The sequence below is a fragment of the Streptomyces sp. GQFP genome (assembly GCF_021545335.1).
GTDB lineage: Bacteria > Actinomycetota > Actinomycetes > Streptomycetales > Streptomycetaceae > Streptomyces.
This window is the reverse complement of sequence record NZ_CP089312.1, coordinates 1,961,538-1,988,135: the sequence shown is the minus strand read 5'-3', so window position 1 is coordinate 1,988,135 and position 26,598 is coordinate 1,961,538. Positions and strand designations below refer to the sequence as shown.

Genomic DNA, 26,598 nt, shown 5'->3' with positions numbered 1-26,598 from the left:
GTCAGCGACCGGAGCGGTCGTCGTCACCCCTGACGATCAGCTCCTCCAGGGCCGGCCGGTCGTCGGCACCGCCCTGTGCGCTGACCCGGACGTACCGGGCGTTCACCGGCTGGCTGAGCATGCCCGCGGCTCCGTCGGGCCGTACCCGCGTCCAGCTGTCGCCGTCCCGGGAGACCTCGACCGAGTACGTGGCCGGGAGCGGGTCCCGCCAGCGCAGGGCGACATGGGTGAGCGGTCGGGTCCGGCGCAGATCGAGCGTCACGGCTCCTTCGGTGGCGTCCGGCGACCAGAAGGTGGTGTCGTTGCCGTCCACCGCCGCCACCGCGTAGGCGCCCGGCTCCTCGGTCGAGGCGCTGATCCGGGCGCAGCGCGCCAGGTTGTCGGTGGGGTCGCGGTCCGGGCGCCGGGTCTTGAGGACGGCCGGTACGGACTCGCTCACCAGCCGATCGCCCTCCGGCGAGTCCACGCGCATCGGTTCCCCGCCGGTCAGCCGGACGGTGGTCTGCTCCGGCCCGACGGCGATGTCGAAGGTGCGCCCCTGCCAGCGCAGACCGCGCAGGGTCACCCCGTCCTTGAGCTGTGGCGGCAGCAGCGGGTCCAGCCGGATGCCGTCCTCGCGCCAGCGCAGCCCGGTCAGGCCATGGGTGAAGGCCTGTAGGAAGCCGCCCTTGCCGGTCAGGAAGTCCTGGGCGGGCTGGCCCGCCAGCGGGTCGGACGCCCCGGCCTTCTCGCCCCGGGCCTCGGCGAACAGCGCGTACGGATCGCGGGCGAACGGCCGGTAGGCGCGCAGGAGATAGGTGTACGTCGCACAGCCGGGCGCGCCGATCTCGGCGGCGTCGACGGCGTGCACCGAGTCCGTCATGGCCGGGCCGTCGGGGTCGCTGCGCCGCGCGTAGTAGTCGAGGGTCCGGGCCTTCCTCGCGTCGTCCATGGGCCATTCGAGCGGATAGATCAGCAGCACCGTGTCGGCCTGCTTGATCGGCTTCGTCCCGTCGTACCCCGCGTACTGGAGGTAGACGCCGGTGTCCGCGTCGTAGGGAATGCGCAGCCGGTCGGCGATCCTGGTCCACTCCTCCGGCACCGGCTCGCCGAGCAGCTGTCCGGCGCGGGTCGCGTTGCGCAGGGCGACCGCGGCGCCGGCGTTGGTGAAGACGCCGTCGTTGACGTCGTTGCTGTACTCGTCGGGCCCCGCCACATGGTTGATCGAGTACGAGCCGTCGGAGTTGGCGGTGACCCGGCTCGCCCAGAAGTCCGCGATGCCCTTCAGCAGAGGCCAGCCACGGCCGCGCAGCCAGGCCGTGTCGCCCGTCACCAGGTAGTACTGCCAGACGGCGAGGGAGATGTCGCTCTGCAGATGGTTCTGCATCCGGCAGTGGTCGGGGTCCACGCTGTGGCACTCGGCGGCCAGGTCGCCGTCGCTGCCGCTGGTCCACGAGTAGAACAGTCCCCGGTGGCCGAGCCGGGCGGCATTGGCCCCGGCCGCTGGCATGGTCCGGTACCGGTACTCCACGATCGTCCGCGCCAGCTCCGGGTGGAACGCCAGCAGGCCCGGGTGGATCCACGTCTCGGCGTCCCAGAAGACCAGCCCCGCGTAGTTGTCGCTGGTCAGGCCGACCGGCGACACGCTGGTGGCGGTGCCCGGCCGGGTGGCCGACAGCACCCCGTACAGGGAGGACCGCAGCCAGGCCTGGATGTCCGGACGGCCGGGCACCTCGATACCGCCGCGCCACAGCTCGTTCCAGGCCCTGGCGTGCTCGCCGAAGAGCGTGTCCCAGCCGCGCGTGGCGGCCCACCGGGAGGCGTCGAGCGCGGCGCGTTCCGGCAGCCCGGACGTCAACTCCGTGTCCACACCGACGTACTTGACGAACTCGTACGACCGGCCCGGCTCGACCGCGACGGTGGCGGACTGGCTCTCGGAGCCGACGTCGGCGGCGCGTCGACCGGTCTGGCGCCGAGGCCTGTCGGACCGGTCGACACCGGCGCGGGCGGCGCTGTCGCCGAGGACGAGGGTGGAGGCGACCGCGCCGTCCACGTTCGTGCCGTCGGTGCGGAAGGAGAGACCGATGGTCCGGTCCGCGCTGCCGGGCCGGGGCCCGCCGCCGGTCCTGGTGATCCGTCGCGCCCCGGCGCCGTCCAGGACGTCGGTGACGGTGGTCCGGCCGCGCCAGTGGGGCACCATGCGCAGCCGTACGGTGCCCACGTGCGGGTTGTTGCGGTCGGTGGTGATGTCGTAGACCAGGTCCGTGGCCCGGCCGTCGGCGGCGGTCCAGGTCAGGGACGTACGGACGAGTCCGCAGCGCTGGAACAGGGTCTGGCGGTATCCCGAGATCGCGGCGGCGGGTGTCCGCGAGGTGAAGGTGTCGCCGCCGACGCCCACGGTGAGCGTCGACCAGGTGGGGAGGGCGGCGGCGACCTGGAACCCCTTGGCCACGGCCGGGTCGCGGGCGTAGAGGCCCGCGGCGAAGGCGCCGTCGTAGGCCGGGGTGTAGAGGGGCCAGCCGGTCCGCTCACCGGTGGCGTCGTAGCCCATGCCGTTGGAGGGAACGCGCTGGCCGAGCAGGCCGTTGGCGACGTAGGCCCGGAAGGGGTTGTCCCGGTCCGGCCGGGTGGTCGAGGGAGCCCAGGCCGGGTCCCCGGCGTCCCGCAGACAGGGCCGGTCGGGCACTCCCGCGGCAGCCGCTCGGGGCACCTGCGCGGCCGGGACGGCCAGAGCGGGGACGAGTGCCGTCGCCAGGGCGAGGACACCCACGAGGACGGGCGGAATCGGCCGACCGCTGCGACGACGCCCGGCCCGGCCCCTTCCGGGGTGGATTCGTAGTGGCATCGCTGTCCCTTCAACTCAACTGCGGCCCGTCCAGCGGCGGATGAGCTATTGACTTTGCCCCTGAATAGGGTGTTGCGTCACGAATGATGGCATGGGCGGGAACAGGTTCCGTCCATGTGCGGAGGGGTGGCGGGGGGAGCGCGGCAGCCAGGTGGGGGCGTGTGGGAGCGAGGCATGCCGTTCTCGGCGATCACTTCGGCCGAGCCGTGGACGGGCCCCTGTCCAGGCGTCCGGTCCGACCGGTCGACGGGACGCGCCGAAGGGCGGGAACACGGTCAACCTGCCCCGTGCAGCGGGATACTTGTGGCCTCTCACGACAATGCGACCAGGGGAGCGGATCGGTGAACTCTGTCTTAGGGGCGGGCGGTTGGGGCGAGAGCGGCGGTCGGGGCGGGCGGCACGCGGTCGTTGTGGGCGGGAGTCTCGCGGGGCTTCTCGCGGCGCACGTCCTGGCCGGGCACGCAGACCGGGTGACCGTCGTCGAGCGCGACCGGTTCCCGGACGGCACCGGGGCACGGCCCGGCGTGCCGCAGAGCCGGCATCCACATGTCCTGCTGCAGGGCGGGCAGTCGGCCCTGGAGTCGCTGCTGCCGGGCTTCCTGGAGGAGCTGCGGGAGGCGGGGGCGCCACGGGTCGGCCTGCCGTCGGACCTGGTGCTGTGGCAGAACGGCCGCTGGCTGCGCCGGGTGCCCCCGTCGACGCACATCTACACCGGTTCCCGTGCGCAGTTGGAGGGGCTGGTGCGGCGGCGCGTTCTCGCCGACCCGGTGATCAGCGTGCTGGAGGGCACCGACGCGGTCGGGCTGCTCGGTGACGCCTCGCGGGTGCGGGGCGTGCTGCTGCGGGACCGCGCCGACGGTGCCGACGCGGAGCACCGGGCGCTGGAGGCCGATCTCGTCGTCGACGCCTCCGGCAGCGGCACCAAGGCCCCGCAGTGGCTCGCCGCGCTCGGCGCCGAGGCCCCGCACGAGGAGACCATCGACACCGGGCTCGCCTATGCCTCCCGCGTCTACCGGGGCAGGGACGGTGTCCTCGGCGGCGACACCCTCGGCTACTACGTCTACCCCAACCCCGAACAGGTCCACGGCGGCGGTGCGCTGCCGCTGGAGGACGGCAGCCATCTGGTCATCGTCTCGGGGCTGCGCGGCGACGAACCGCCCCGGGGCGACGACGAGTTCGAGACATACGCCAAGCGGCTGGGGCATCCGCTCCTGGACCGGTGGATCGAGGAAGCCGAACCGCTCTCATCGGCGTTCGGCTACCGGCGGACCGCGAACACCCGCCGCCGCTACGACCTGCCCGGCCGCCGCCCGGCCGGTTTCCTCGCCACCGGCGACGCCCTGTGCACCTTCAACCCGATCTACGGGCAGGGCATGGCCGTCGCCGCGATGAGCGCGGTCGCCCTGCGCGACGCGCTCGCCGACCCGCGCCGGACGCCCACCACGCGCCGCGTGCAGCAGGCGCTCCTCGCGGCGTCCCGGCTCGCGTGGGACATCTCCGCCGGGGCGGACCGCAAGATGCCGGGCGCGGTCGGCACCGCGGTCGAGGGCGCGCCCACGGACCGCGTCGCGGACTGGTATCTGCGCCGGGTCACGGAGCGGTCCCCCGGCGACCCCGTCGTGGGCCGCGCCTTCCGCGCCGTACTGACCCTCTCCGCGCCCGTCTCCGCCCTGTTCGCGCCACCCGTGGCCCGCGCGGTGCTGTTCGGTCCACCCGGACCGACACCGACCCGGCCGCCGGAGGCACTGGAGGAGCCGGGGGAGTCGGGGGACTGAGCGACACACGCTGGGGCCCAGCCGTCGTCGTACGGCAGGGCCCCAGCGCGTCTTCCTCTCCCGCTACGACGTGCAGACGTCCTACAGCCTGTCGGCCGCCGCGTCGATCTTGCTGGAGTCCGGGCCTGACCGGGACGTTCCTCGGGCACGGGCGGGCGCCGCGGTGATGGGCGCCGGAGGGCGGATCATCGTCACGGGGTCCGTCCTTGGCGACCGGCCCAAGGGCGGCCTCGCCGCGTACTCGGCGTCCAAGAGCGGCGTCCAGTCCCTGGTGGGGGCGCTGGCACAGGAGTTGGGGCCGCGCGGGATCACCGTCAACACGGTGGCTCTCGGCTGGTTCGACACCGGGCTCGGCGCGCACTGGCGGCGCAGCGCGGAGCGCGACAGCGGCATCGTCGACCACACGGCACTGGGCCGCTGGGGCACCCCCGACGACCTCCCCGGCATCTGTCTCTTCCTGGCCTCCGAGTCCTCGGCCTATGTGACCGGTACGACGATCACGGTCGACGGCGGCTACTCGCTGCTGTGACCGGCCGCCGCCGACCGGGAGGGCCTGTTGGCGTCGCGTGACGTCAACAGGCCCTGCCCGCTGATCAGTTGGAGCTGAACACCCGTACGTCCCAGGCGCCGAGCTCCAGTTGGCTGCCCGCCGCGACCGGACTACCGCCGTTCAGTACGTCCGTCAGGTCGGCCGGGGCCGTGACGCGCACCGGCTCCCAGCTCCAGTTGTGGACGATGTGCACGCGCCGTCCGTCCTCCGCCGTACCGGTGGTCGCCGTGACCGAGACCGGGAGGTTCCCCCAGGCGCTGCGGGCGGCCGGGGTCAGCCAGGTGGCCAGCTCCCGGGCGAGGTCGCGGCCCGGGACCGTGCCGACGTACGTCACCTGGCCCGAGCCGTGGCGGCGCGTGGTGACCGCCGGCCAGCGGCCGAAGTGCGGGTGGTCGTACGTCACCAGCGGCTCGGCGTCGGTCACGGTGAGACCGTCGGCCCAGTGCGACGCCGTTGCGCCGTCCGGGAGTTGGAGCGGGCCGCCGGGCACGCCACGCACCGGGATCCCGTCGGTCAGGTTGCTGAACTCGTCGTAGGTGACGCCCGCCGCGTCCACCAGGCGCCCGGGGGCGGGTTCGTGGCGGGCCCGCGCCTCGTGGTCGGCGTACGCCGTGCGCGGGCCGAGGACCAGGTGGCCGCCCGCGTGGGCGTACGCGGCGAGCCAGTCGAGGGTCGTGTCGTCGACGACGTACAGCGCCGGGACGACCAGGACCGGGTGCCGGACCACCGCCTCCTCCGGGCTCAGGCCCTCCCGTTCGCCGCTCGGGTCGTGGAGCTGGCGGGCGTGCACGATCCTGACCTGGCGGCCGGCGTCGAAGGCGCCCCGGTAGAAGGGGTCGAAGATCCGGTGGTAGGCGGTGTCGTCGGGGCCGCCGTCTCCGGTCGCGAGCGGCGGATACTTCTGCATCAGCCACTTGCTGGGCGTCGAGTAGACCAGCGTGATGTCGGCGTCCGGTTCGAGACCGGCGACCAGCGGGCCCGCCGCGTCCAACTCGGCGCCCAGCCGGGCCAGTTCGGCGTACGTACGGCCGGGCCGGCCGCTGTGCGGGAGGACACCGCCCCAGTAGGTCTCGGCGCCGAAGTGCAGGGTGTGCCAGTGCCAGTACTCGATCATCCTGGCCCCGCGCCCGACCAGCGCCCAGGCGGCCTGACGCCACTGGCCGTCGTAGGCGGGGCGGTTGTGCCAGGGCTCACCGATCGACGAGGCGTTGGTCTCGGTGACCAGGAACGGGGCCTGCTTGGAGGAGAACATCCAGTCGGCGGTCTGGTAGAGGGCCCAGACGCCCGTCGTACGCCAGCGCTGCGCGTGCGCGTCCGGTGTCCGGTCGGGGAGCGCGAGGGCGTCCTGCATGTCGTAGTACGGGTTGCCCGACGCGATGTCGAGCCGGTCGGTCAGCTCGTCGTCCTGGACGGCCGGGCGGGTGTACGAGATGCAGGTCGTGACGAACTGGTCCGGGTTCGCGTACTCCCGGACGATGTCCGCCTGCCAGCCGATGAACTCGGTGACCTGGCGGGCCTGGAACTCCCGCCAGGCGACGTCGTATTGAGGCTGGACGTTGCCGTCGGGGGTCCACAGGTCGGCCCAGGCGGACAGGCGGTGCGACCAGTAGACGAGCCCCCATTCGCGGTTCAGGGTCTCGATGTCCCCGTACTTCTCCCGGAGATGGTCGACGAAGCGCTCGAACACGCCCCGGTTGTGCAGGAGTTCGTTGCCGGGTTCGTTGTCGACCTGGAAGCCGATGACCGCGGGGTGGCCGGCGTACCGGGCGACGATCTTCCGGATCACCCGCTCGGCGTGGAACCGGAACGCGGGGTGCGTGAAGTCCACCTCCTGCCGGGCGCCCCAGCCGATCCGCTGCCCGGTGGCTCGCTCACCGGTGATCTCCGGGTACTGGCGGGCCAGCCACGGCGGCACGGCGTACGTCGGTGTCCCGAGGACCACGCCGATTCCGCGCTCATGGGCACCGTCGAGCACCGGCTCCAGCCAGTCGAGGTCGAAGCGGCCGTTCTCCGGCTCCCAGGTCGACCAGACCGACTCGCCGACCCGGATCACGGTGAACCGGGCGTCGGCCATCAGGTCCAGGTCGGCCTTGAGTTGTTCGCCGGGACGGTACTCGGGGCCGTGGGTGGGCTGGTACTCGTGGTAGTACGCGGCGCCGAACAGGACGCGGGCGGGCAGAACCGCCATGAAGTCAACCTCCAGGGAAGAAAGGGGAGTTGGGTGGTTCGGGGGTAACTCGCTTGTTGCATAAGGGAGTTACTGCGTATCCGGAGGCGGCCGACCAGTCGCCCACGACGACGGGCGGCTCGGGCGCGCCATGGGCGGCGAGGGCGGCCCGCCAGGCGTCGAGCCGGTCCCTGGCGGCGAACCAGCGTGGCGGACCGGAGAGGTGATGGACCGTCATATATTCGAGATCCAGGAGGTGTTGGGTGGCCGGCCGGGTGAGCAGATCCGCCCCGCCGCCCGAGGTGACCGGGTGGGAGGTGGCGAAGGGCGGCGGTGCGCCGATGACCAGGACCGGTACGTCCACGGTCAGCTCCGCCACGCCGGCGCCCTCGTCGATCGGCTCGGAGACGACAATGCCGTCCACCCCCTGTTCGAGGAGCGAGCCGACGGCACCGGCGACGCCAGCCGGGTCGCCCTCCATCGTGCTGACGACCCGCAGCGCGTACCCGGTGTCCCGGACGGCGCGCTCGATGCCCATCAGCAGTGACGCGGGCCCGTACAGGGCGGTACCCAGCGTCACCACGCCGATGGACCTCGTCCGCCCGGACGCTAGTGTCCGGGCGGCGTTGTTCATCCGGTAGCCGAGGTCCTCGGCGGCCTGGAGAACACGGCGCCGTACGTCCTCGGAGACGTACCGCTCGCCGTTGAGCACCCGGGACACGGTCTTCTGGGAGACACCCGCGAGGCGTGACACGTCGACGCTGGGGGGCGTCGACGAGGCCGCACCCCGTCCTGTCTGTCGTGTCACGGCGACTCCTAGCGGATCTCTGACTGCGCTGTCATGACAGCGCAGTCATATCTACGCAGTCGGACGGGGCGCGTCAAGGGGTCGCGCAATCTCGGCGTGACTTTCGCCGTTGGAGTCGGGGTGCTGGAGGGCGCTGGAAGCGGGTGGTGGGACCGGGTGCCGGGGCGGGGTGCCGGAGCCGGATGGTGGAGTCGGACGGTTGAGTCAGGCGGCGCGGCGCGGCGCGGCGGGGCGGGGCGGGGCGGGGTGCCGGGGCCGGGTGCCGGAGTCGGACGGCGGAGTCAGGCGCCGGAGTCAGGCAGCGGGTGTCAGTGCGTGGGAGTCGGCGGGTGTCAGCGCGTGGCCGTCGGCTGTGGTTCGCCGAGGTCCCAGAACAGCCCGGCCATGATGCGCAGGCCCTCCCGCGCCACCGAACCGAGCAGGTGTTCGTCGAGGGCGTGCTGGGCGCAGGACGGGTGCGAGTGCGGCACCCATGCGGTGGGCAGGCCCAGGATCTCCGCGAAGGCGGCGTTGGGGGGCGTGCCGCCCAGGTTTGGCAGCAGGGCCGGGACCTTGCCGGTGCTGCGGCGCAGGGAGGCCGTCGCCCAGTGGACCCAGGGGTCGTCCGGGTCGAGGCGGGTCGCCGGGACCGCCTGGAGCAGTTCGGCGCGCTCGCGTTCAAGGCGGTGGGGCGCAGCCCGATGCTCGGCGCGGTGGTGGCGTTCGTGTCGGTCGCCGCCGAGTGCGACGCGAGCTCGTTGGCGTTCCTGGGCATCCTGCTCGTCTGTACGGTGATCAACCTGCTGGTGACGAGCGGCTCCGCCCAGTGGGCGCTGGTCGGCTCGGTCTTCGTACCGATGTTCATGCTGCTGGACACCCCGCCAGAGGTGACCCAGGCGGTGTACCGCATCGCCGACTCGTGCACCAACGCGGCGACCCGATGAGCGCGTACTTCGTGATGACCCTGGGCGTCGTCCAGCGCTACCGGCGCTCCGCGGGCATCGGCACGCTGCTCTCCCTGAGCCTGCCGCTGGGACCGGGGGTGCCCGTCCGCTGAAACCCGGCTCCCCGGAAGCCCACGTTCCCCATGTTCCTTGGCGTTCCTGGGTAGTTACCCGCTTTCCCATGTCTTCTTCCCACGCCGTACGAGGAGAGCCGCCCGTGCCGCTGCCCGACATCGAGGCCCTGGCCCGTACCGCCCTGCCCGAGATGACCGACGACCTGCGGACCCTGGTCGAATGCGAAACCCCCAGTGACGACAAGGAGTTGCTGTCCGCCGGACTCGCCGCCATCGAGGGGTGGGCGCACCGGCGCCTGGGTTCGCCGGACGAGGTCGTGCGCCACGACGGGGGCGAACACGGAGATGTCCTGGAACTCCTCTACCGGGGCACCTCGGAGACGGAGGTGCTGCTGCTCGCCCACTACGACACCGTATGGCCGGCCGGCACCCTCGCCGAGTGGCCGTTCACCGTGACGGACGACGGCCGGGTGAGCGCACCGGGCGCCTTCGACATGAAGTGCGGCCTGGTACAGGCGATCTGGGCACTGCGCCTGCTGCGCGAACGGAACCTGCCGCTCCCGACGGTACGGCTGCTCCTCAACGGCGACGAGGAGATCGGCAGCCCGTTCTCCCGGCCGCACATCGAGCGGCTCAGCGAGCGGGTGGCGGCCACGTTGGTGTGCGAACCGGCGGCGGGTCCGGACGGCGACCTGAAGACGGCCCGCAAGGGGGTCGGCCTCTTCGAGGTGGCCGTGGCGGGCGTGGAGGCACACGCGGGCCTGGACCCGTACGGCGGCGCGAGCGCTGTGCACGCCCTGGCCGAACTGGTCACCCGGATCGCGGAGTTGGGCTCACGCGAGCACGGCACGACGGTCAACGTCGGTGTGATCAGCGGCGGTACGGGACGCAACGTCATCGCCGGACACGCCCGCTGCGGTGTCGACGTACGCATCGCCGACCCCGCCGAGGCGGCCCGTATCGACACCGAACTGGCCGCCCTCACGGCCTCCGACCCCCGGGTGCGGGTGACCGTCACCGGCGGCTGGAACCGCCCGGCGATGGTGCCGACGCCGGCCTCCCAACTCCTCTTCAAACAGGCGCAGTCGGTGGCGTCCGGGCTCGGCCGGCCGATCCGTGAGACGGGCGTGGGCGGAGCGAGCGACGGCAACTTCGTCTCCGCACTGGGACGCCCGGTCCTCGACGGCCTTGGCCCGGTGGGCGGGGGTGCGCACGCGCGGGGCGAACATGTGCTGCTGGGGCACGTGCCCGCCCGTACGGCGCTTCTCGCGGGGCTGCTGATGGCCCACGCCCAGTAGGCGGACCCGGCGAGGCAGGGTGGTGCGGTGACGACCGGCGAGTCCTTTCGTCACCGCACCGGACGGAATTAGGCGACTGCGGTTCCGAGCCACGAGCTGGGAATGCAGATCCATATCCCTACCGCGAAGGCAACCAACGAGAGGCAGGCCACTGCCTGGCGGTACACGGGTGCCTTCGAAATCCTGCGGGTGGACATATTCTCTTGTTTCTCCTGCAACCACTAGGGACCGGGTGCTGTTTTGCGACCCTGTGAATATTCTATTGATGGCCGCCTTCCAGCGCAAACTGACAAAACATGGCTACAGGGGGCTATTCAACGAGTTCTAGGTCTGGTAGATGTTTGTCGCCGTGCGAAGTCCGGCCAGGCTCGCGCGTGCCTGCGTTGCCTCCCTGGCCGCGCCGATCCGGTCCGCGATCTCGATGGCCTCGGAGATGTGCGCCGTGGCCGAGGCCTGCTGGCCCAGTTGGAGTTCGGCGAGTCCCAACGCGTGCAGTGCCTGGGCCTGTTCGTGTGCGGCGCCCACGCTTCGGGCCAGGTCCAGGGCGTGCTGGTGCCGGGTCGCCGCCTCGCCGAACCTGCCCGCGGCGTGCAGGGCGGCACCCATCGCGTGCAGGGTGTCGGCGGCGTTGCGGCGGTCGCCCAGCCTGCGGAAGGTGGCCAGGGAATCCTGGTAGAGGTCGAGCATGGCGGTGAGTTCTTCCGGGGAATTCATGGTGCTGGCGAGATTCACCTGGGTGATGGCACTCTCCGAAGGGCTGCCCGTTTCACTGAGGGTCTCCAGCGCTTCCTGGAGAATTCGGCGTGCGGTATCGGTGTCGCCCGTGTGGAGATGGAGATCCGCGAGATTGTTGAGGACATGCGCGTATTCTCGTCCGTCCGCCGATCTTCGGAAGTCGGTGAGGGCTGCATGGAAATTGTCGCGGGACTCCTCGACGTTCCCCAGGTAGAGATGTGTAATTCCGAGGTTGTTCCGCGAGCGGGCGATCTGCCAGCGGTCTCCCGAGGCGATTCGTAGGCGCAGGGTGTTGAGCTGGAACTCGAGTGCTTCCGTCAGCCGGCCGAGATTCCAGTGGAGAACCCCGAGCTGGTGGAGGGCCTCGGCCCTGGCCTCGGTGTCGCCAGTCTCCCCGGCACCCTGGAGCGCGCGCCGGTGGGCGGTGCGGGCCTCCTCGTACCGGCCGCAGCGGGACAGCGCGTTCCCCAGGTCGATCAGCGCGTGGACCTCGGACTGGCGTTCGCCGGCCGTGTGCCAGTGCTGTACGGCGGAGGCGTGCATGCGCCGGGCGTCCGCCGAGTAGCCCTCCTCGTCGAGGAATCCGGCCAGCGCGCTCGCGAGCAGGGCCGCCGCCCGCAGACGCCCGGTGGCCCGGCAGTGGCGTTCGGCGGCGAGGAGGGCCGTGCGCTCCGCGAGGAGCCAGCGGCGGGCCGACCGGGGACCGTCCCAGGGCGGCACCGGATGCTCCGGCGGCGGCAGCGGACGATGCGGGCGAAGGGCGCGCGGCTGGATCAATTTGTCGGCCGCGTCGGATGCGTGCACATAGAAATCGATCATTCTGTCCACGGCCCGGTCGCGCACGATGTCGGATTCCTCGGACATGACCAGGTCGCGCGCGTATTCGCCGAGCAGATCGTGGAGTGTGTAGCGCTCGGGGGCGGGTTCGCGCACCAAGTGGGCGTCGAGCAGCACCTCCAGGACATTTTCCGTCGCGTCGTGCGGAAGGCCGGCGAGGGCGGCGAGTGCGTATGCGTCGATCTCCGGACCGAATCGAAGCCCGAGAAATCGGAAAAGCGTTTGTTCTTCGCTCGTCAGTGTTCTGTACGAAACCTCGAACGCCGTGGCTATCCCGCCCCTGGTGCCGTCCCGGATTTCCTGGAGCCGCCCCTGTCCGTGGGTGAGCCGGCGCAGGAGGTGGGCGGTCGTCCAGGAGGGGCGGGAGGCCAGTCGCCCGGCAGCGAGTTCGATGGCGAGGGGGAGGAAGCCCGTGAGCCGGACGATGTCCGCGACCTCGCCCGTCTGACGGGTGCGGTCCTCGCCGGCCACGGAACGGAACAGGGCGACGGCGTCCTTCGGCGGCAGTACGTCCAGCTGGATCGACCGGATGCCCGGCAGCCCCGTGAGCCGTCGGCGGCTGGTGACGATGACGAGGGACGGCGAGGCGCCCGGCAGCAGGGGGCGCAGCTGTTCCGGGCCCGCGGCGTCGTCGAGGATGACGATGGCGCGCCGGTTGCTGAGCAGGCTGTGCCACAGGCCCGCCAGCTCGTGCGGGTCCTGCGGGAGGTCCTTCGCGGGGATCCCGAAGGCCCGGATCAGGGAGCTGAGCGCCGCCTCGGTGGTGAGCGTCTCCTGTCCGGGTGTGTGGGCGAGCAGGTCGAGGTGGACGGCCCCGTCCGGGTAGAGCGGCCCGAGTCGTCTCGCCGCGTGCAGCGCGATCAACGTCTTGCCGACTCCGGCCATGCCCGACACGGTCTGCAGGGCGATGACGGTACGTCCGGCCGCCGCACCCGCCGCCAGGGGCGAGGCGGTGTCCACGATGGCCGCCAACTCCTCCTCACGGCCGACCAGTTCGGCGTGACCGGGCAGCGCCCGGGGCGCAGCGACCGCTGCCACCGCCGCCGCACCGGCGCCCACCGCGGTCTCGGGCCGGGGCAGGAAGGCCTGTACGGGCGCGCCGTTGAGGACGAGTCCGTGCAGCCGGGAGAGCGCCGCGCCAGGGTCCGCGCCGAGGTCGTCCCGCAGCCGGCGCCGGACACCCTCGAAGACGCGCAGCGCGTCGGCCTGCCGTCCGCTGCCGTAGGTGGCCGTCATGAGCTGGCCGGCGAGCAGTTCGTCGGTGGGGTGCTCCTCCAGGAGGTCGGTGAGGTCGGGGACGAGTTCGGCGAAGCGGCCCTCGCGCAGTTCGAGTTCGATACGGACCAGCTGCGCGGAGAGGTGCCGCTGCCCGAGGACGCCCCTGATGTGTTCGGCCCACAGCCCGGGCAGGCCCGCCAGCGGCTCGCCTCGCCAGAGTGCGCCCGCCTCGTGCAGCAGACCGAGCGCCTGCCGGTCGTCGCCGGTGTCGCTGAGGGCGCGCGCCCGGGCGGTCAGCGCCTGGAAGCGGTGGTAGTCCACCTGGTCGGGGCGCACGTTCAGGGAGTAGGTGTGCGCCTGCTGGACGAGCCGCGCCTCGCTGTCCAGGGCCCGCAGTCTGCGCCGGATCCGGGCGGCGTACGAGTGCAGACTCGCCCGGGGTCGCGCGGGCGGGCTCTCGTCCCACAGCCGGTGGATCAGGGCGTCGAGGGAAACCGGGCGCCCCGCTTCGAACCCCAGGGCGGCCAGGAGCAGCCTCTCCTTGGCTGAGCCCAGCGGATCGGCGTACTGGTTTCCGCGCAGTTCGACCGGTCCCAGTAAGCGGATTTCCAAGTCCACCAGTGCCCCCGTCCGACGGTCGGCCTGCGCTCTGGCGTCGATAAGAATCGCATGCGGTCAATAACTGTTCAAATATTGCTACAACTCAAAAGATTTAATGGCTCATTTCTGACGGATACGAACCCGCCAAGAACTAGTTCGGTCTGATGTGGTCGGCGGCCGGGTAGGACACAGGGCGTCGGGCATCGGGGGACCTGGGGGAAGCGGCGCATGCAGCACGTGACGGCCGAGGAATTACAGACGGCCCTGACCCTGGCCGCCCGACGGCCACATGCCCAGCAGGCACTCGCCCGCCTCGTGGGCGCGCTGCCCGCGCCCGCGGTCACCGAATCCGTACGGGCCTGGACCGAGCAGTCCACCGGCACGGGCGCGGCCGGCAGTTCCCGCGCCCTCGCCGACCTGCTGGCCGCGGAAGCGGCCAACAGCCCCGCGCTCGCCGGGGAGTTACGGCGGTGGCACGCCGACGTCCTGGCCACGGAGGCCGCCGACAACGCCCGCCACCAGGTCGCGAACAGCATCGGCGGCTCCACGAGCATCGGCGGACCGGTGGTCCAGGCCCGCGACATCACCGGCGGTGTCCACTTCCACCCCGTACTCGATTCGTCGGCGGTCAGGGCACCGGCCGTCCCGCGTCAAGTGCCGCCCGTGCCGGGCCACTTCATCAACCGGCTCGCCGAACGGGCGGAGCTGGACCGGCTGGCGCACGCCTCGCCCGACGGCGCCACGATCGCCGTCATCAGCGGACCGGCCGGCATCGGCAAGACCGCACTGGCCCGCCGCTGGCTCCTCGGTCGCGCGGAGGCCTTCCCCGACGGGCAGTTGTACGCCGATCTGCGCGGCCACTCCGCCGACGGCCCCGCCCGCCCCGGCGAACTCCTCACGGAACTCCTGCGCTCCTTCGGCCATGAGCGCATCCCCGCCGAGCTGAACGAGCAGGCGGCGCTGTGGCGTTCGGTCACCGCCGACGCGCGCATCGCCCTGTTGCTCGACAACGCGCTCAGTGCCGCCCAGGTGCGTCCCCTGTTGCCGGGATCGACGGTGGCCCTCACGGTCGTGACCAGCCGGAACCGGCTGACCGGCCTCGGCCTGGAGGGTGCGGCCTTCGTCCCGCTGGACGCGCTGGGAACCGGCGACTCCATGGAGTTGCTCCGCCGCCGGGTGGGCGCCGACCGGGTACGGCAGGAGCCGGAGGCGGCGCTGGCCATGGCCCGGGCCTGCGCGGGGCTGCCCCTGGCCGTGTGCGTGGCCGGAGCGCGGGCCGCGTCCAGACCCCGGCAGTCGCTGGAGGTGCTGGCGCGGGCGCTGAGCGGCGGCGGTGGAGAAGGCCCGCTGGAGGCGCTGCGGATGGGAGGCGAGTCCGCCGTACGCGCGGCGCTGCAGGAGTCGTACCGCCTCCTGGAACCCCAACTGGCCTACATCTACCGGTATTTGAGCCTGGCTCCGGTACCTGTGCTCACCCCGCCGGTGGCCGCGGCGGTCTGTGCTGCCGAGCCGGCCGACATGGACCGGATGCTCGACGAACTGGTCGAGGTGCACCTCCTGGAGGACCTCGGGCCGGATCCGCGCACCGGCCTCGACCGCTACCGCTTCCACGACCTGATCCGCGCCCACGCGCGCGAACGTGCCGCCGAGGAGGAGACCGTCGAGGACAGCGACCGGGCCGTACGACGTGTCGTGGACCACCACCTGGCCGTGGCCACGGCCGCCGAGGCCCTCCTCACCCCCAGCCACCGCACCCTGCGCCGCGACTGGCCCGAGCCGCCCGCCGCACCGCCGTTCACCGACGCCCCCGGCGCACTGCGCTGGCTCGACGCGGAACGCGCCCGGCTGATGGCCGTACTGCGGACCGCGGCGGCCCGGGGCTGGAACGCCGCCGCCTGGCAACTCGCGGACGCCCTCTGGCCGTTGTTCCTCCGTCTTCGCCCCTACGACCTGTGGATCGAGGCCCATGAGATCGGCCTCGCCGCGGCCCGCCGGGACCGGGACCCGGCCGGGATCGCCCGGATGCTCACCTCGGGCGGCGCCGGCCTGCGCAACGTGGGCCGGTACGAAGAGGCCCTGACCTGGTTCGGCCAGGCGCTGGACGCGGCCCGACTCGGGCGGCAAGAGGCGGACGGCTCCCAGGAGTTGACGGCCGCCCTGCGCAACGAGGCCCAGGCGCTGCACGGTCTGGGGCAGACGCACCGGCTCGCGGGCCAACTGGACCTGGCCCGCGAGTACTTCACCCGCGACCTGGCCCTGCGCGAGGAGATCGGCTACCGGCGAGGCACCGCCCTGACCCGCCTCTGCCTGGGCGACACGGCCCTGGCGGACGACCACCCGGCCGAGGCCCTCGCCCACCTCACCCGGGCCCGCGTGGACCTCCTGGCCGAGAACGACCCGTACGACGCGGCCCGCGCCCTGGCATACCTGGGCCGGGCCCACGCCCGCCTCGGCACTCCTCACCACGACCTCGCCGACAGCCAACTCCGCCAGGCGATCACCGAGTTCGAACAGACCGGCTCGGTCCACTGGCAGGCACGTGTGCTGGAGATGCTCGGCGAGGGGGCCGAGGAGCGTGGGGATGTGGAGCGGGCGAGGGACTGGTACGCGCAGTCCCTGGCCCGCTACGAGCCGGTCAGTGAGGTCGACGCGCGTCGTTTGGAGGGCCGGCTGCAGCAGGTGCGGTGACCGCGGCGCCGGAGGCGTGGGGATGTCGAGCGGGCCAGGGACTGGTGCGCGCAGTCCCTGGCCCGCTACGAGCCCGTCAGCCAAGCCGACGCACGTCGTCCGGCGGACCGGTCGCGACAGCTGCCGTAACCCCGGCGTGCGTCCTGAGTACAGGGGTGCCGCCGACCCCGACCCGCGCCCGCGCGACACAACCGCCGCCCACGCCGGCAAGCAGCACCAGCGAGCACCCCGGGTAGCGCCACAGCACCAGCCCGGCCAGCAGCCACGCTTCGGCGGCCGGCCTCGGGCGGGTGCTGAACAGCACGTCGGCGCACTCGCGCCAGTTCTCCCCGTTCTCCCCGGTGGTGTCGAGGCAGACGATCACCGGATCGTCGGCGATCACGGTGTCGATCACGGTGTCGTTCACGCCGAACTCCTGCTCCGGCGTCCGCCCCACAGCCGGCGGGGGAGCGGAAGCGGCGGCAGTACGGGTTCGTGGGCGGGCTCGCCCAGGCCCAGGAGTCGGTACATCAGCTTGCGGGTGTTGGGTCCGAACCGTCCCGGCTCCGAGGAGATGCGCCGCGCGATCCGGGCGTACCCCGTGGCCGGATAGACGGACCGGGCGTACGCGAGCTGCTCGGGCAGCGCGTGTGCGGGGGACAACGCCGGTGCCACGCGGGCGAGTTCGGCGCCCGGCGACGCGGGATCGACGTCCTCCTCCGGGAAGCGGGCCAGGATGATGGGCGCACGGGTGAGCGTGGAGTACAGCGTCACGGAGCCGTGGTCGCCGATCACCCAGTCCGCCGCGACGAGCAGTGAGCGCCAGTCCAGCTCCGGCGGGACGACGACGATCCCGTGCCGCCGGGCCGTCGACAGCCAGGACCGTACCTGCCAGGAACCGTGCCCCGACCAGACGTTGGGATGGACGAGTACGGCCACCCGGTACTCGTCGGCCGGCAGTTCCGCGAGGAGCCTGGGCAGGAGCGCGTCCAGGCGGTTGAAGGAGGACCCGGTTCCCCAGGTCGAGGAGACCAGCAGCAGTTTCTGAGCTCCGCGCAGCCCCAGTGCCGCACGGAAGCGGGCGCGCAGCGGCATGCTCGCCGCGATCCGGTCGCGGGTGGCGTCACCGACCACCTCGGTGACGGGCAGCGCCTCCGGGCACTCCCGCCGCAGCGTGTCCAGGTCGTCCCGGTGCGCGACGGCCAGCGCCTTGGGCACCAGCCGTCCGTCCCGCACCAGATACCGCCTGCCCAGCCCGCCGACGGTCCGGGGCGCTCCCGGATCCCGGTCGTCGGCGGGCCGCGAGAGCTTCATGTGCCCGGCGCCGTGCGGCAGCCGCAGCAGCGGGCCGTGGAGCCGGTCGACGCCCTGCGAACCGGCGGCCAGCACCAGGTCGAACCTGTCGTCGAGAGCCGCTTCCCAGGGCAGCAGGCTGTCGTGCTCCACGGGCACGGAGCGGGTAGCGCCCGCGTTGAAGGCGTGCGGAGCGATCGTGAAGTCGACCTGGATCCGCAGATCGGACTCCAGCAGCGACAGCACGTCACGCAGCCGCTGTCCGTACACCTGCGTGTGTACGACGGCCAGGACCCGCTTGCAGCCCGGCAGCGTCAGCCATTGCCGTGCACCGTCCATCGGTACCCCCGTTGTCGTGTTCCTGGTGAGTTGGAATGCTCGGTTCGGGGTTGCCCCGATATCGGGTCGGAAGGCTTGCCACGGCCTTGCCGAAACCTTGCAGAGGCGCGGAGGAGGGGAAGACGGACGGGCGGGCCGCCGGAAGATGTCCGGTGGCCCGCCCGTGGGGAGGGGAGAGGAAGGTCGGTCAGCTCACGTCGGAGGCGTCCAGGCGGTACAGGCCGCTGCTGGTCGACGTGGTGGATGTGGACGTGGACGTCGAGGTGGAGCTCGACGAGCTGCTCGTCGAACTGGTGCTGTACTCCGAGGAGTCGACCGCCGTGCCGTTCGCCTTCACCCAGGTGGCGATCTCGGAGTTCGTGCCCTGGCCGGAGTCGCTGCTGACGATGATGTAGTGCAACTTCCCCGCCTTCACCAGGCTCTTGAGCTTGGCCAGGGTCATCGCGTTGTCGCTGCCCGACCAGCCGCCCATGGAGATCACGGGCTGGCCCGACTCCAGGATGATCGAGGACGCCGTCTGGTCGGTGGCCACCGCCAGCAGCCAAGTCGCCCCGTCCTGGTGCTTCTTGAGGTACGTGATCATGTCCGACGACACCTGGGTGCCGCCGCCCATCCCGCCGCCACCGCCACCGGTGCCGCCACCGTCACCGCTCGGACGGGTGCCCGACTCGGCCGCCGCATCCGACGAACTCCCGCTGGAGGACGACGAGTTGCCGGACGGGGGCGTCCCCATCGACTGGCCGCCGCTGTTGCTCGTACCGCTGCTGCTGCTCGTACCCCCGGAGCCCTGCGGAGCACCGCCACCGCCACCACCCATGCCGCCGCCCGTGCTGGGACCGGCCGTCGGGTTGGTGCCGTTGGTGCTGGAGGTCGCGGCCGAGACCGAGTAGGCGGCCGGTCCTGCGAGCAGGGCGACCACCGCGGCCAGTGCCGCGACGCCCATCAGACGGTGCCGCTTGGTGAAGCGGCCGACCAGCAGGCCCAGTACGGCGATGGTGCCCGCTGCCGCAACCACGATCTCCGCGACCGTGTACAGCGTGCCGGAGCCGGACACCCGCTGGAGCAGGACGACCGCCCAGATCGCGCTCGCCGCGATGGCCAGCGGAAGAACCCAGGCCCACTTGGCCGCCGAGCCCTCACGGAAGGCGCGGTAGAGCATCACGCCGCCGGCGCCCGCCAGGGCCGCGATACCGGGGGCCATGGCCGTGACGTAGTACGGGTGGAAGGTGCCCTCGGCGAGGGCGAAGGTCAGGTAGTGCAGGACGAACCAGCCGCCCCAGAGCATCAGCGCCGCGCGCTTGGCGTCCGTACGAGGGGCACGGCCGCGCAGGACCAGGCCCGCGACCAGGGCGATCAGCGCGAAGGGGATCAGCCAGGAGATCTGGCCGCCCATGATCTCGTTGAACATGCGGTAGATGGACGCCGTACCGCCGAAGCTCGCGCCGTTGCCCGCCGAGCCCGTCGACGAACTCGCCCCGAAGATCCGGCCGAAGCCGTTGTAGCCGATGACCAGGTCCCAGACCGTGTTGTCGGTCGAGCCGCCGATGTAGGGGCGGGAGGAGGCCGGGATCAGGTCGACGACCACCATCCACCAGGCGGAGGAGACGATCAGGGCCACCGTGCCGACGGCCAGGTTGCGGATGCGCCTGCCCAGGCTCGCGTTGGCCGCCCAGAGGTAGACCAGGAAGAAGACCGGCAGGACGACGTACGCCTGCATCATCTTCGTGTTGAACGCGAAGCCGATCGCCACGCCCGACCACACCAGCGGCATCAGCCGGCCGGTGCGCACCGACTTCATCAGGGCCGCCGCGCCCAGCAGCATCAGGAAGACCAGGATCGGGTCAGGGTTGGTGTCCCGGGTGATCGCCACCGTGATGGGGGTGAGAGTGAGCGCGAGGGCCGCGATCGTCGCCGCCACCGGGCCGAAGTCGCGCTTCACCATGCGGAACAGCAGGGCCACCGAGCCCGTGCCGACCGCGACCATCGGCAGCATCAACTGCCAGGTCCCGTAACCGAATACGCGGGCCGACAGGCCCATCACCCATAGGGCGAAGGGGGGTTTGTCGACGGTGATGAAGCTGCCGGAGTCCAACGCCCCGAAGAAGAACGCCTTCCAGCTCTTCGTGCCGCTGTACACGGCCGCGTTGTAGAAGGTGTTGCCGGTGATGGAGGAGAGGTTCCAGGCGTAGAGCGCCGTCGCCAGGAGGAGGATGCCCCAGAGAGTCGGGCGGGTCCAGCTCGGGTCCTCGGGGGCGCCGGTGAACAGGCGTTTGGCGCGGGCCGCGAGACCGCCGCCTGACGTCGGGGGTTCGGCGCGGTGGCGGGGCGCGGGTGCGCTGTCGCGGGTCGGCGGCGGGGCGAGGGTCGTCATGATACGTACTCCAAGCTGGGGGCGGGGCTGCTGCTGGTGACGTGCTGGGGTGCGCCTACCGGGCTCTGCGCGGGCACGCGGTGGGGTACGGCGATCCGGGCGCGGCCGGTGAGGCTGCTGCGCAGCATCCGGCGCATGCCTCTCAGGTCGTCGAGGGCGGTGCGGACGATGTCGACCCGGCTGTCGGGGTCGTCGACCCAGTCGACCGGCACCTCGTGGATGCGGAGGCGGTTGCGCTGGGCCAGGACCAGCAACTCGGTGTCGAAGAACCAGGCGTTGTCCTCGATGTGCGGGGCGAGGGCCCGGAAGACGTCCGTGCGGACGGCCTTGAAGCCGCACTGGGCGTCCGAGAAGCGGGCCGCGAGGCCGAGCTTCAGGAGGAGGTTGTAGGAGCGGGAGATGAACTCGCGCTTCGGGCCGCGCACCACGTCGGCCTGGCGGTGCAGCCGGCTGCCGATGGCCACGTCGCTGTGGCCGGAGAGAAGGGGGGCCACGAGCGGCAGGAAACCCGCCAGGCCCGTGGACAGGTCGACGTCCATGTAGGCGACCACGTCGGCCGTGGAGTCGCTCCACACGTGCTTCAGCGCGCGGCCCCGGCCCTTGGCGTCCAGATGGACGGCGTGGACGTGGGGGAGGTGGAGCGTCAGGTCGGTCGCGACCTGCCAGGTGGCGTCAGTGCTGGCGTTGTCCGCGACCGTGATGCGGAACGGGAACGGGAAGGAGGCTTCGAGGTAGGCGTGGAGACGGCCGATGCTCTCGGCGAGTACGTGCGCCTCGTTGTACACCGGCACCACGATCTCGACCGAACGCTGCCGGACGCCCCTCGCGTTCGTTTCGTTCATGCCAGTGACGATCGGGGCCGTATCTGGGGCGACCCTGAGGCGACTCTGAGCGACGAATGAGAATCAGCGGACTCACAGGTTGCTCAAAGGCGACCGGTGACACGTGACGTGCTGACACGTGACTTCAGGCCGTGTGCGCGTCCCCGCCGCCCGGAGTCGCCGACGCGATCAACTGGTCGATCAGCGCGATCAGTACGTCCCGGCACGACTCCCGGTCCCGCGCGTCGCACAGCAGGACCGGCGTGTGCTCCGGCAGCGCCAGCGCCTCCCGGATCTCGTCCGGCTCGTACGGATGCTCCCCGTGGAAGCCGTTCACCCCGACGACGAACGGGATGTCCCGGCGCTCGAAGAAGTCGATCGCCGCGAAGCTCGACTCCGGCCGGCGTACGTCGATGAGGACCACGGCCCCCAGCGCGCCGATCGCCAGGTCGTTCCACATGAACCAGAACCGCTGCTGTCCCGGCGTACCGAAGAGGTACAGGATCAGTTCCTGGCTGAGGGTGATGCGGCCGAAGTCGAGGGCCACGGTGGTGGCCTTCTTCTCCTCGATGCCGTCGAGGTCGTCGATGCCGAGGCCGGCCGCGGTGAGCGGCTCCTCGGTGCGCAGCGGCACGATCTCGCTGACCGAGCCGACCATCGTCGTCTTGCCCACGCCGAAGCCGCCGGCGATGAGGATCTTGACCGTGTCGGGCGCCGAGGTCCCGTTCGCGGTCAGGCTAGAGCCGGCCAAGGCCGTCCCTCACTTTCTGGAGCAGGTCCATGTCCGTGGTGCGCGAGATCTGGCGCGGGGACTGGGCGGTGATCCGGCCGGCCTCCAGCAGATCGCACAGCATGATGACGACCACGCTCACCGGCAGGTCCAGATGGGCCGCCAGCTCCGCCACCACGACGGGCCGTGCGCACAGCCGCAGGATCCGAGCGTGCTCGGGCTGCGGCCGGGCGCCGCCGTCGGGCTGTGGCTCCACCGCCGTCACCGACGTGATCAGCGTGAAGTCGGCGCGGCTGGGCCGGGTCCGCCCGCCGGTGAGCGTGAACGGCCGGACGAGCCGGCCGGCCGCGTCGCTTCCGCTCACCTCACTCGCCGGCCGCGCCGGCGACCCCGGCACGCGGGGCCGCGCTGAGGTGCTCACCGATCTTCTTCACCAGCATGTTCATCTGGTACGCGACCACCCCGACGTCCGCTCCCTGGCTGGTCAGCACGGCGAGATGGGCGCCCGGACCGGCCGCGGTGAGGATCAGGTAGCCGTTGCGCATCTCGATCAGTGCCTGGCGCACCGGACCGCCGCGGAAGTCCATGCTGACGCCCTTGCTGAGGCTCATCAGCCCGGACGCGGTCGCCGCGAGCCGCTCGGCGTCGTCGCGCAGGAACGCCGTCGACCTGCTGACGACCAGTCCGTCCTCGGAGAGCACGACGGCGTGGTTCACCTCGGCTACCCGGTCCACGAGTCCGGTGAGCAACTGGTCCAGCTCGGTGTGCGTGGCGGGGGTGGGGCGTGTCATTTCTCTGTCCTTCATCAGCGGTCTGCGGGCGGAGTCGAGGTGACCGGAGTGCCTGCGTCGGGGAGCGGTGCGTCGGGTTCCTGAGGCGAGTCGTCCTCCCCATGGTCGTACTGCTCTTCGGCGTCGTCGTCACGGGCCTGGAGGGTTCCGCGCTGGAAACCGGAGAGCGAGGAGGCCGCGCGCTCCGCCGAGAACTCGTCGAGCGAGTCCTCGGACGTGCCGTCGGGGTCGTCCTCCCGCAACTCGGCGGCCAGACTGGTCTGCGGCACCCGGCGCGGCAGCGGGGTGAGCCCGCCCTTGCGCGCGGCGGCGCCCTTCTCGGCCTTGCCCTCACCGCCGCGGCCCGCCCCGACGAGGGCGGCCTGCCGGGGCGTGGGACCGGCGTCGGCGATCCGGACGCGGGCCGCGACGGGCGGTGTCTCCCGGTCCCGGACGCGCTCGTGCGCCGGACGCTCCGCGGCGACCGGCCCCGGCACCTCGGCGGACGCCTTCTCCGTATCCGAGGAGTCCGTGTCGGGCGCGGCGAGTTCGCGGACGACGACATCGTGCGGGATCAGCACGATCGCCGTCGTGCCGCCGTACGGCGAGGAGCGCAGCGTGACCTGGATGCCGTGCCGGACGGCGAGGCGCGCGATCACGAACATGCCGAGCCGCAGGTCGTCGGCGAGCGCCACCACGTCGAACTGCGGGGCCTCGGCCAGGTGTTCGTTGAAGGACGCGTAGTCCTCCTCGGACATGCCGAGACCGCGGTCCTCGATCTCGATGGCCAGCCCCCTGGCGACCATCGCGGCCCGTACGCCGACCGGGCTGGGCGCGGGGGAGTAGGCGGTCGCGTTGTCGATCAGCTCGGCCAGCAGATGGATGACGTCGGCCACCGCGGGCGGCGCGAGATACACGTCCTCCTCGGTCTGTACGTCGACCCGCTGGTACTCGGCGACCTCGCCGACGGCGCTGCGCAGGATGTCGATCAGCGCGACCGGCTCGGTCCAGCTGCGGCCGGGCCGTTCACCGCTGATGATGACGAGGTTCTCCTCGTACCGGCGCAACTGGCTCGCGGTGGAGTCGAGTTCGTACAGCCCCTTGAGGATCTCCGGGTCCTGGTGGGCGCGTTCCAGCGCGTCCAGCTTGGTGAGCTGGAGGTTGACCAGGTTCTGGCTCTGCCGGGCGATGCCCAGGATGACCTTCTGGAACCCGCGCCGGGTGTCGGCGAGTTCGACCGCGGTGTGTACGGCGGTGCGCTGCGCCGCGTTGAACGCGTGGGCCACCTGGCCGAGTTCGTCGTGGCCGTAGTCCAGCGGCGGGGTGGCCGACTCGACGTCGACCTTCTCGCCCCGGTTGAGCCGCGCGACCACGTCCGGCAGCCGCTCCTCGGCCAGACCCAGGGTGGCCATGCGCAGCCCGCGCAGCCGACGGGACAGGGACCGGGTGATGCGCCAGGACAGCATGATGCACAGCAGCAGCGCTACGAACCCGCCCGCGCTCAGCGAGGCCGCCTTGATCAGCAGCGACCGCGCCTCGTCGGCGCTGCGGGTGAGCAGGCCCCTGGTCTCGTCGTGGATCAGCGAGCCGTACTGGACGCTCAGTTCGTCCATCGCGGCGGACCACTGCTTCTGCTTGTCCGGCAGGGTGATCTTCCGGTCGGTGCCGCCGCCGGGCGTGCCCGACGTGAGCACCTGGTCCTCGATGGAGGTCAGGGTCTTCCAGGCGGAGCCCGCCAGGATCGCCTCGGTACGGGTCTTCGCCGTGCCGCTCAGGGACTGGATCAGCTGGTCCTCGACGACCCAGCGCCGGGCGCTCACCAGTCGGACGTACGACTCCCACTCCTGCTGGTCCAGACTCCCCGCGGTCCAGGCCAGGTTGAGCTGCGAGTCCTCCTGGGCGACCAGTTCGGCGGCCTGCTCCAGCGAGACGAGCGGGCCGGCCTGGGAGGTGAGGTCGCCGTCGTCGACCTGGGACAGCTCCTGGAAGGCGTGGATCTGGGTGCCGATGATCGACGAGTACTGGTCCAGCGCCTGCTGGGCGGAGATGTCGGTGAGCCTGTCGACCTGACCGCGGTAGTACTCCAGGCTGCCCGCCGCCGCGATCACCGAGTACATCCGCTCGCTGATGCGGTCGGGGGCCTCCTGGATCGCCTTGGTCTGGCCGACCAGTTGAGCGACCGCCTTGTCCGTCACCTTGCGCTGCGCGTCCAGGGCGCTGCGGTCGCCCCTGGGCGAGGCCAGCCACTCGGCCGACAGCGTGCGCTCCTTCTGCAACGCCATCGTGGCATCGGTGCCCATGGCACCGGTCGCCTTGCTGAGCCCCGTCTGGTCCCGCAGCCGCAGGCCCTCCGAGAACATCTGAATCGTCGTCACGCCCCACATCGCGGCGAGGGTGACGCTCGGCACTAGCGCGAGCAGGATCAGCGAGAGACGTATGGAGCCGAGACGGCGCCGGGCACCTTTGCGTGGAGGCATCGTCGTCCTAGAGCGATCAGCGGTGAGCGGGAGTGAGCAGGTGACAACTGGCAGGGGGCGGCAGAAGCGGAACAGGCGCCGGAACATGTTTCCGGGTCCGCAGGATGCTATCCGTACAAGTGAACGTACGCACCGTGAGCCCCCAAAGCTTGGTTCAGCCGTTGTACGACGGTTGCCGCGCGGGAGGGTTGGGGAGCGAGGCGGAGGGGGATACGGAAGCCCCGCGGAGGGGTGCTGGGCGGAGTCGAGGAGCGGGCGGCTCAGCGGGTGCCGTCGGCGGAGAACCTCGCGACGTCGGCGATGTTCTGCTTGGTGACGAAGGCCGGCCCGGTGAGCACGGGAGCCGAACCGCCGCCGCTGAAGTTGCCGTTGGACTTGTACAGCCAGAGCGAGTCGACGGCGAGATAACCCTGCAGGTAGGGCTGCTGGTCCACGGCGAACTGCACCTCGCCGCTCTTGACCGCGTTGACGATGTCGTTGTTCAGGTCGAACGTCGCGATCTTCGCCTTGCTGCCCGACTCGTCCACCGACTTCACCGCCGCGAGCGCGAACTGCGCGCCCAGGGTGACGACTTCGTCGATGTCCGGGTCCTGGGTCAACCGGGCCGCGACGACCGCGGTCACCGCGTCCATGTCGGTGCCGTTCACATAGAGGTTCTCGGTCTCGCCGGTGAAGGTCTTCTTCACTCCGGCGCAGCGCGCCTCCATGGCGACGTTGCCCTGCTCGTGGATGACGCAGAGGGTGTGCTTGACCTTGAGCGTGTCCAGTTTGTCGCCGAGGGCGCGACCGGCGGTGCTCTCGTCCTGCCCGAAGAACGACATCAGGCCCGCGGAACGCCAGGCGTCGATACCCGAGTTGAGACCGACCACGGGTATCCCCGCCGACCTCGCCTGCGCGACCGCGCTCTTCATCGCCTCGGGCTTGGCGAGGGTGACGGCGATCCCGTCGACCTTGTTCTTGACCGCGTCGCGCACCAGGGCGGCCTGGGCGGCGGCATCGGGGTCGCTCTCGTACGTCAGCTCGATGTTGTCCTTGGCCGCGGCGGCCTCGGCGCCCTTCTGCACCCGCTCCCAGAAGGCGTCGTCCTTGGCGCCGTGGGTGATCAGAGCGACCTTGATCCGGGCGGTGCCGGCACCGGCGGTGCCCTGGCCGGAGTCCGACCCGTCGGAGCCGGAACCCGAACAGCCGGCCGCGAGAAGACATACGGCGGCCACACCGGCGGCGACGGCGGTGACACGGGGAGATCGTGCGGAACCGGAAGAGACGGGGGGTGTGTTCATGGGAGTGCGGCACCTCGCTGCGCGGCCGAGGAGGGGAAGGA

Annotated in this window: 19 protein-coding genes and 1 pseudogene; 6 read left to right on the top strand and 14 right to left on the bottom strand. The window is 71.6% G+C overall.

What is annotated here, in order from left to right; translation table 11 throughout:
• Position 1: 1 nt before the first annotated feature.
• The gene (locus LUX31_RS08660) at positions 2-2,824 is read right to left on the bottom strand and encodes a discoidin domain-containing protein (protein WP_235474194.1); all 2,823 of its coding nucleotides are present in this window, start codon (positions 2,822-2,824) and stop codon (positions 2-4) included.
• 410 nt (positions 2,825-3,234) lie between these two features.
• On the opposite strand from LUX31_RS08660, the gene LUX31_RS08655 reads away from it, so the two are divergent.
• Complete coding sequence (locus tag LUX31_RS08655; protein ID WP_235479843.1) at positions 3,235-4,599, top strand: FAD-dependent oxidoreductase; 1,365 nt, start codon at positions 3,235-3,237, stop codon at positions 4,597-4,599.
• A 70-nt stretch (positions 4,600-4,669) separates the two neighbouring features.
• Positions 4,670-5,128, top strand: coding sequence for an SDR family NAD(P)-dependent oxidoreductase (locus tag LUX31_RS08650; RefSeq protein WP_235474193.1), 459 nt, complete (start codon positions 4,670-4,672; stop codon positions 5,126-5,128).
• 64 nt (positions 5,129-5,192) lie between these two features.
• Here the strand turns inward: LUX31_RS08650 and LUX31_RS08645 are convergent, their stop codons facing one another.
• From LUX31_RS08645 to LUX31_RS08635, 3 genes and pseudogenes are all read right to left on the bottom strand, one after another.
• Entirely contained in the window at positions 5,193-7,337 is a 2,145-nt protein-coding gene (locus tag LUX31_RS08645; protein WP_235474192.1) for a beta-galactosidase, read from the bottom strand.
• 73 nt (positions 7,338-7,410) lie between these two features.
• A pseudogene (locus tag LUX31_RS08640) lies at positions 7,411-8,124 on the bottom strand (LacI family DNA-binding transcriptional regulator); the annotation flags it as partial.
• Positions 8,125-8,456: 332 nt separating this feature from the next.
• A complete protein-coding gene (locus LUX31_RS08635; protein WP_235474191.1) occupies positions 8,457-8,594 on the bottom strand; it encodes a hypothetical protein in 138 nt (45 codons plus the stop codon).
• 117 nt (positions 8,595-8,711) lie between these two features.
• Here LUX31_RS08635 and LUX31_RS08630 point away from each other — a divergent pair, with 117 nt between their 5' ends.
• The 3 genes from LUX31_RS08630 to LUX31_RS08620 all read left to right on the top strand — a co-directional run bounded on the left by LUX31_RS08630 (position 8,712) and on the right by LUX31_RS08620 (position 10,419).
• The gene (locus tag LUX31_RS08630; RefSeq protein WP_235474190.1) at positions 8,712-9,047 is read left to right on the top strand and encodes an AbgT family transporter; all 336 of its coding nucleotides are present in this window, start codon (positions 8,712-8,714) and stop codon (positions 9,045-9,047) included.
• A complete protein-coding gene (locus LUX31_RS08625) occupies positions 9,044-9,160 on the top strand; it encodes an AbgT family transporter (protein WP_235474189.1) in 117 nt (38 codons plus the stop codon). The genes LUX31_RS08630 and LUX31_RS08625 overlap by 4 nt, the downstream gene beginning before the upstream one ends.
• Positions 9,161-9,228: 68 nt before the next feature.
• Positions 9,229-10,419, top strand: coding sequence for a M20 family metallopeptidase (locus tag LUX31_RS08620; protein ID WP_235474188.1), 1,191 nt, complete (start codon positions 9,229-9,231; stop codon positions 10,417-10,419).
• Positions 10,420-10,743: 324 nt separating this feature from the next.
• Here LUX31_RS08620 and LUX31_RS08615 read toward each other — a convergent pair whose 3' ends face one another.
• Complete coding sequence (locus LUX31_RS08615; RefSeq protein WP_235474187.1) at positions 10,744-13,827, bottom strand: AfsR/SARP family transcriptional regulator; 3,084 nt, start codon at positions 13,825-13,827, stop codon at positions 10,744-10,746.
• A gap of 210 nt (positions 13,828-14,037) precedes the next feature.
• Here LUX31_RS08615 and LUX31_RS08610 point away from each other — a divergent pair, with 210 nt between their 5' ends.
• Complete coding sequence (locus LUX31_RS08610) at positions 14,038-16,497, top strand: hypothetical protein (protein WP_235474186.1); 2,460 nt, start codon at positions 14,038-14,040, stop codon at positions 16,495-16,497.
• Positions 16,498-16,573: 76 nt separating this feature from the next.
• Here LUX31_RS08610 and LUX31_RS08605 read toward each other — a convergent pair whose 3' ends face one another.
• The 9 genes from LUX31_RS08605 to LUX31_RS08565 all read right to left on the bottom strand — a co-directional run bounded on the left by LUX31_RS08605 (position 16,574) and on the right by LUX31_RS08565 (position 26,557).
• Entirely contained in the window at positions 16,574-16,903 is a 330-nt protein-coding gene (locus tag LUX31_RS08605; RefSeq protein ID WP_235474185.1) for a hypothetical protein, read from the bottom strand.
• Complete coding sequence (locus LUX31_RS08600; protein ID WP_235474184.1) at positions 16,900-18,108, bottom strand: hypothetical protein; 1,209 nt, start codon at positions 18,106-18,108, stop codon at positions 16,900-16,902. The genes LUX31_RS08605 and LUX31_RS08600 overlap by 4 nt, the downstream gene beginning before the upstream one ends.
• Before the next feature lie 187 nt (positions 18,109-18,295).
• On the bottom strand, positions 18,296-20,479 hold the full coding sequence (locus LUX31_RS08595; protein ID WP_235474183.1) for an ArnT family glycosyltransferase: 2,184 nt from the start codon (positions 20,477-20,479) through the stop codon (positions 18,296-18,298).
• Positions 20,476-21,321 carry a dolichyl-phosphate beta-glucosyltransferase gene (locus LUX31_RS08590; RefSeq protein ID WP_235474182.1) on the bottom strand — a complete coding sequence of 282 codons (846 nt, stop codon included), beginning with the start codon at positions 21,319-21,321 and terminating at the stop codon, positions 20,476-20,478. The genes LUX31_RS08595 and LUX31_RS08590 overlap by 4 nt, the downstream gene beginning before the upstream one ends.
• Before the next feature lie 124 nt (positions 21,322-21,445).
• Positions 21,446-22,051: a GTP-binding protein gene (locus LUX31_RS08585; RefSeq protein ID WP_235474181.1), complete on the bottom strand. Its 606-nt coding sequence runs from the start codon at positions 22,049-22,051 to the stop codon at positions 21,446-21,448.
• A complete protein-coding gene (locus tag LUX31_RS08580) occupies positions 22,038-22,394 on the bottom strand; it encodes a DUF742 domain-containing protein (protein WP_235474180.1) in 357 nt (118 codons plus the stop codon). The genes LUX31_RS08585 and LUX31_RS08580 overlap by 14 nt, the downstream gene beginning before the upstream one ends.
• 1 nt (position 22,395) lies before the next feature.
• Positions 22,396-22,821: a roadblock/LC7 domain-containing protein gene (locus LUX31_RS08575; RefSeq protein ID WP_053746758.1), complete on the bottom strand. Its 426-nt coding sequence runs from the start codon at positions 22,819-22,821 to the stop codon at positions 22,396-22,398.
• 14 nt (positions 22,822-22,835) lie between these two features.
• A complete protein-coding gene (locus tag LUX31_RS08570) occupies positions 22,836-25,277 on the bottom strand; it encodes a sensor histidine kinase (RefSeq protein ID WP_235474179.1) in 2,442 nt (813 codons plus the stop codon).
• A gap of 260 nt (positions 25,278-25,537) precedes the next feature.
• Positions 25,538-26,557: a substrate-binding domain-containing protein gene (locus LUX31_RS08565; protein WP_235474178.1), complete on the bottom strand. Its 1,020-nt coding sequence runs from the start codon at positions 26,555-26,557 to the stop codon at positions 25,538-25,540.
• Positions 26,558-26,598 lie beyond the last annotated feature (41 nt).

Bases quoted from the DNA above. Each gene is read 5' to 3' on its own strand.
- LUX31_RS08660 (WP_235474194.1), bottom strand. From the start codon at position 2,824: ATGCCACTACGAATCCACCCCGGAAGGGGCCGGGCCGGGCGTCGTCGC.
- LUX31_RS08645 (WP_235474192.1), bottom strand. From the start codon at position 7,337: ATGGCGGTTCTGCCCGCCCGCGTCCTGTTCGGCGCCGCGTACTACCAC.
- LUX31_RS08625 (WP_235474189.1), top strand. From the start codon at position 9,044: ATGAGCGCGTACTTCGTGATGACCCTGGGCGTCGTCCAGCGCTACCGG.
- LUX31_RS08620 (WP_235474188.1), top strand. From the start codon at position 9,229: ATGTCTTCTTCCCACGCCGTACGAGGAGAGCCGCCCGTGCCGCTGCCC.
- LUX31_RS08610 (WP_235474186.1), top strand. From the start codon at position 14,038: ATGCAGCACGTGACGGCCGAGGAATTACAGACGGCCCTGACCCTGGCC.
- LUX31_RS08600 (WP_235474184.1), bottom strand. From the start codon at position 18,108: ATGGACGGTGCACGGCAATGGCTGACGCTGCCGGGCTGCAAGCGGGTC.
- LUX31_RS08595 (WP_235474183.1), bottom strand. From the start codon at position 20,479: ATGACGACCCTCGCCCCGCCGCCGACCCGCGACAGCGCACCCGCGCCC.
- LUX31_RS08590 (WP_235474182.1), bottom strand. From the start codon at position 21,321: ATGAACGAAACGAACGCGAGGGGCGTCCGGCAGCGTTCGGTCGAGATC.
- LUX31_RS08575 (WP_053746758.1), bottom strand. From the start codon at position 22,821: ATGACACGCCCCACCCCCGCCACGCACACCGAGCTGGACCAGTTGCTC.
- LUX31_RS08570 (WP_235474179.1), bottom strand. From the start codon at position 25,277: ATGCCTCCACGCAAAGGTGCCCGGCGCCGTCTCGGCTCCATACGTCTC.
- LUX31_RS08565 (WP_235474178.1), bottom strand. From the start codon at position 26,557: ATGAACACACCCCCCGTCTCTTCCGGTTCCGCACGATCTCCCCGTGTC.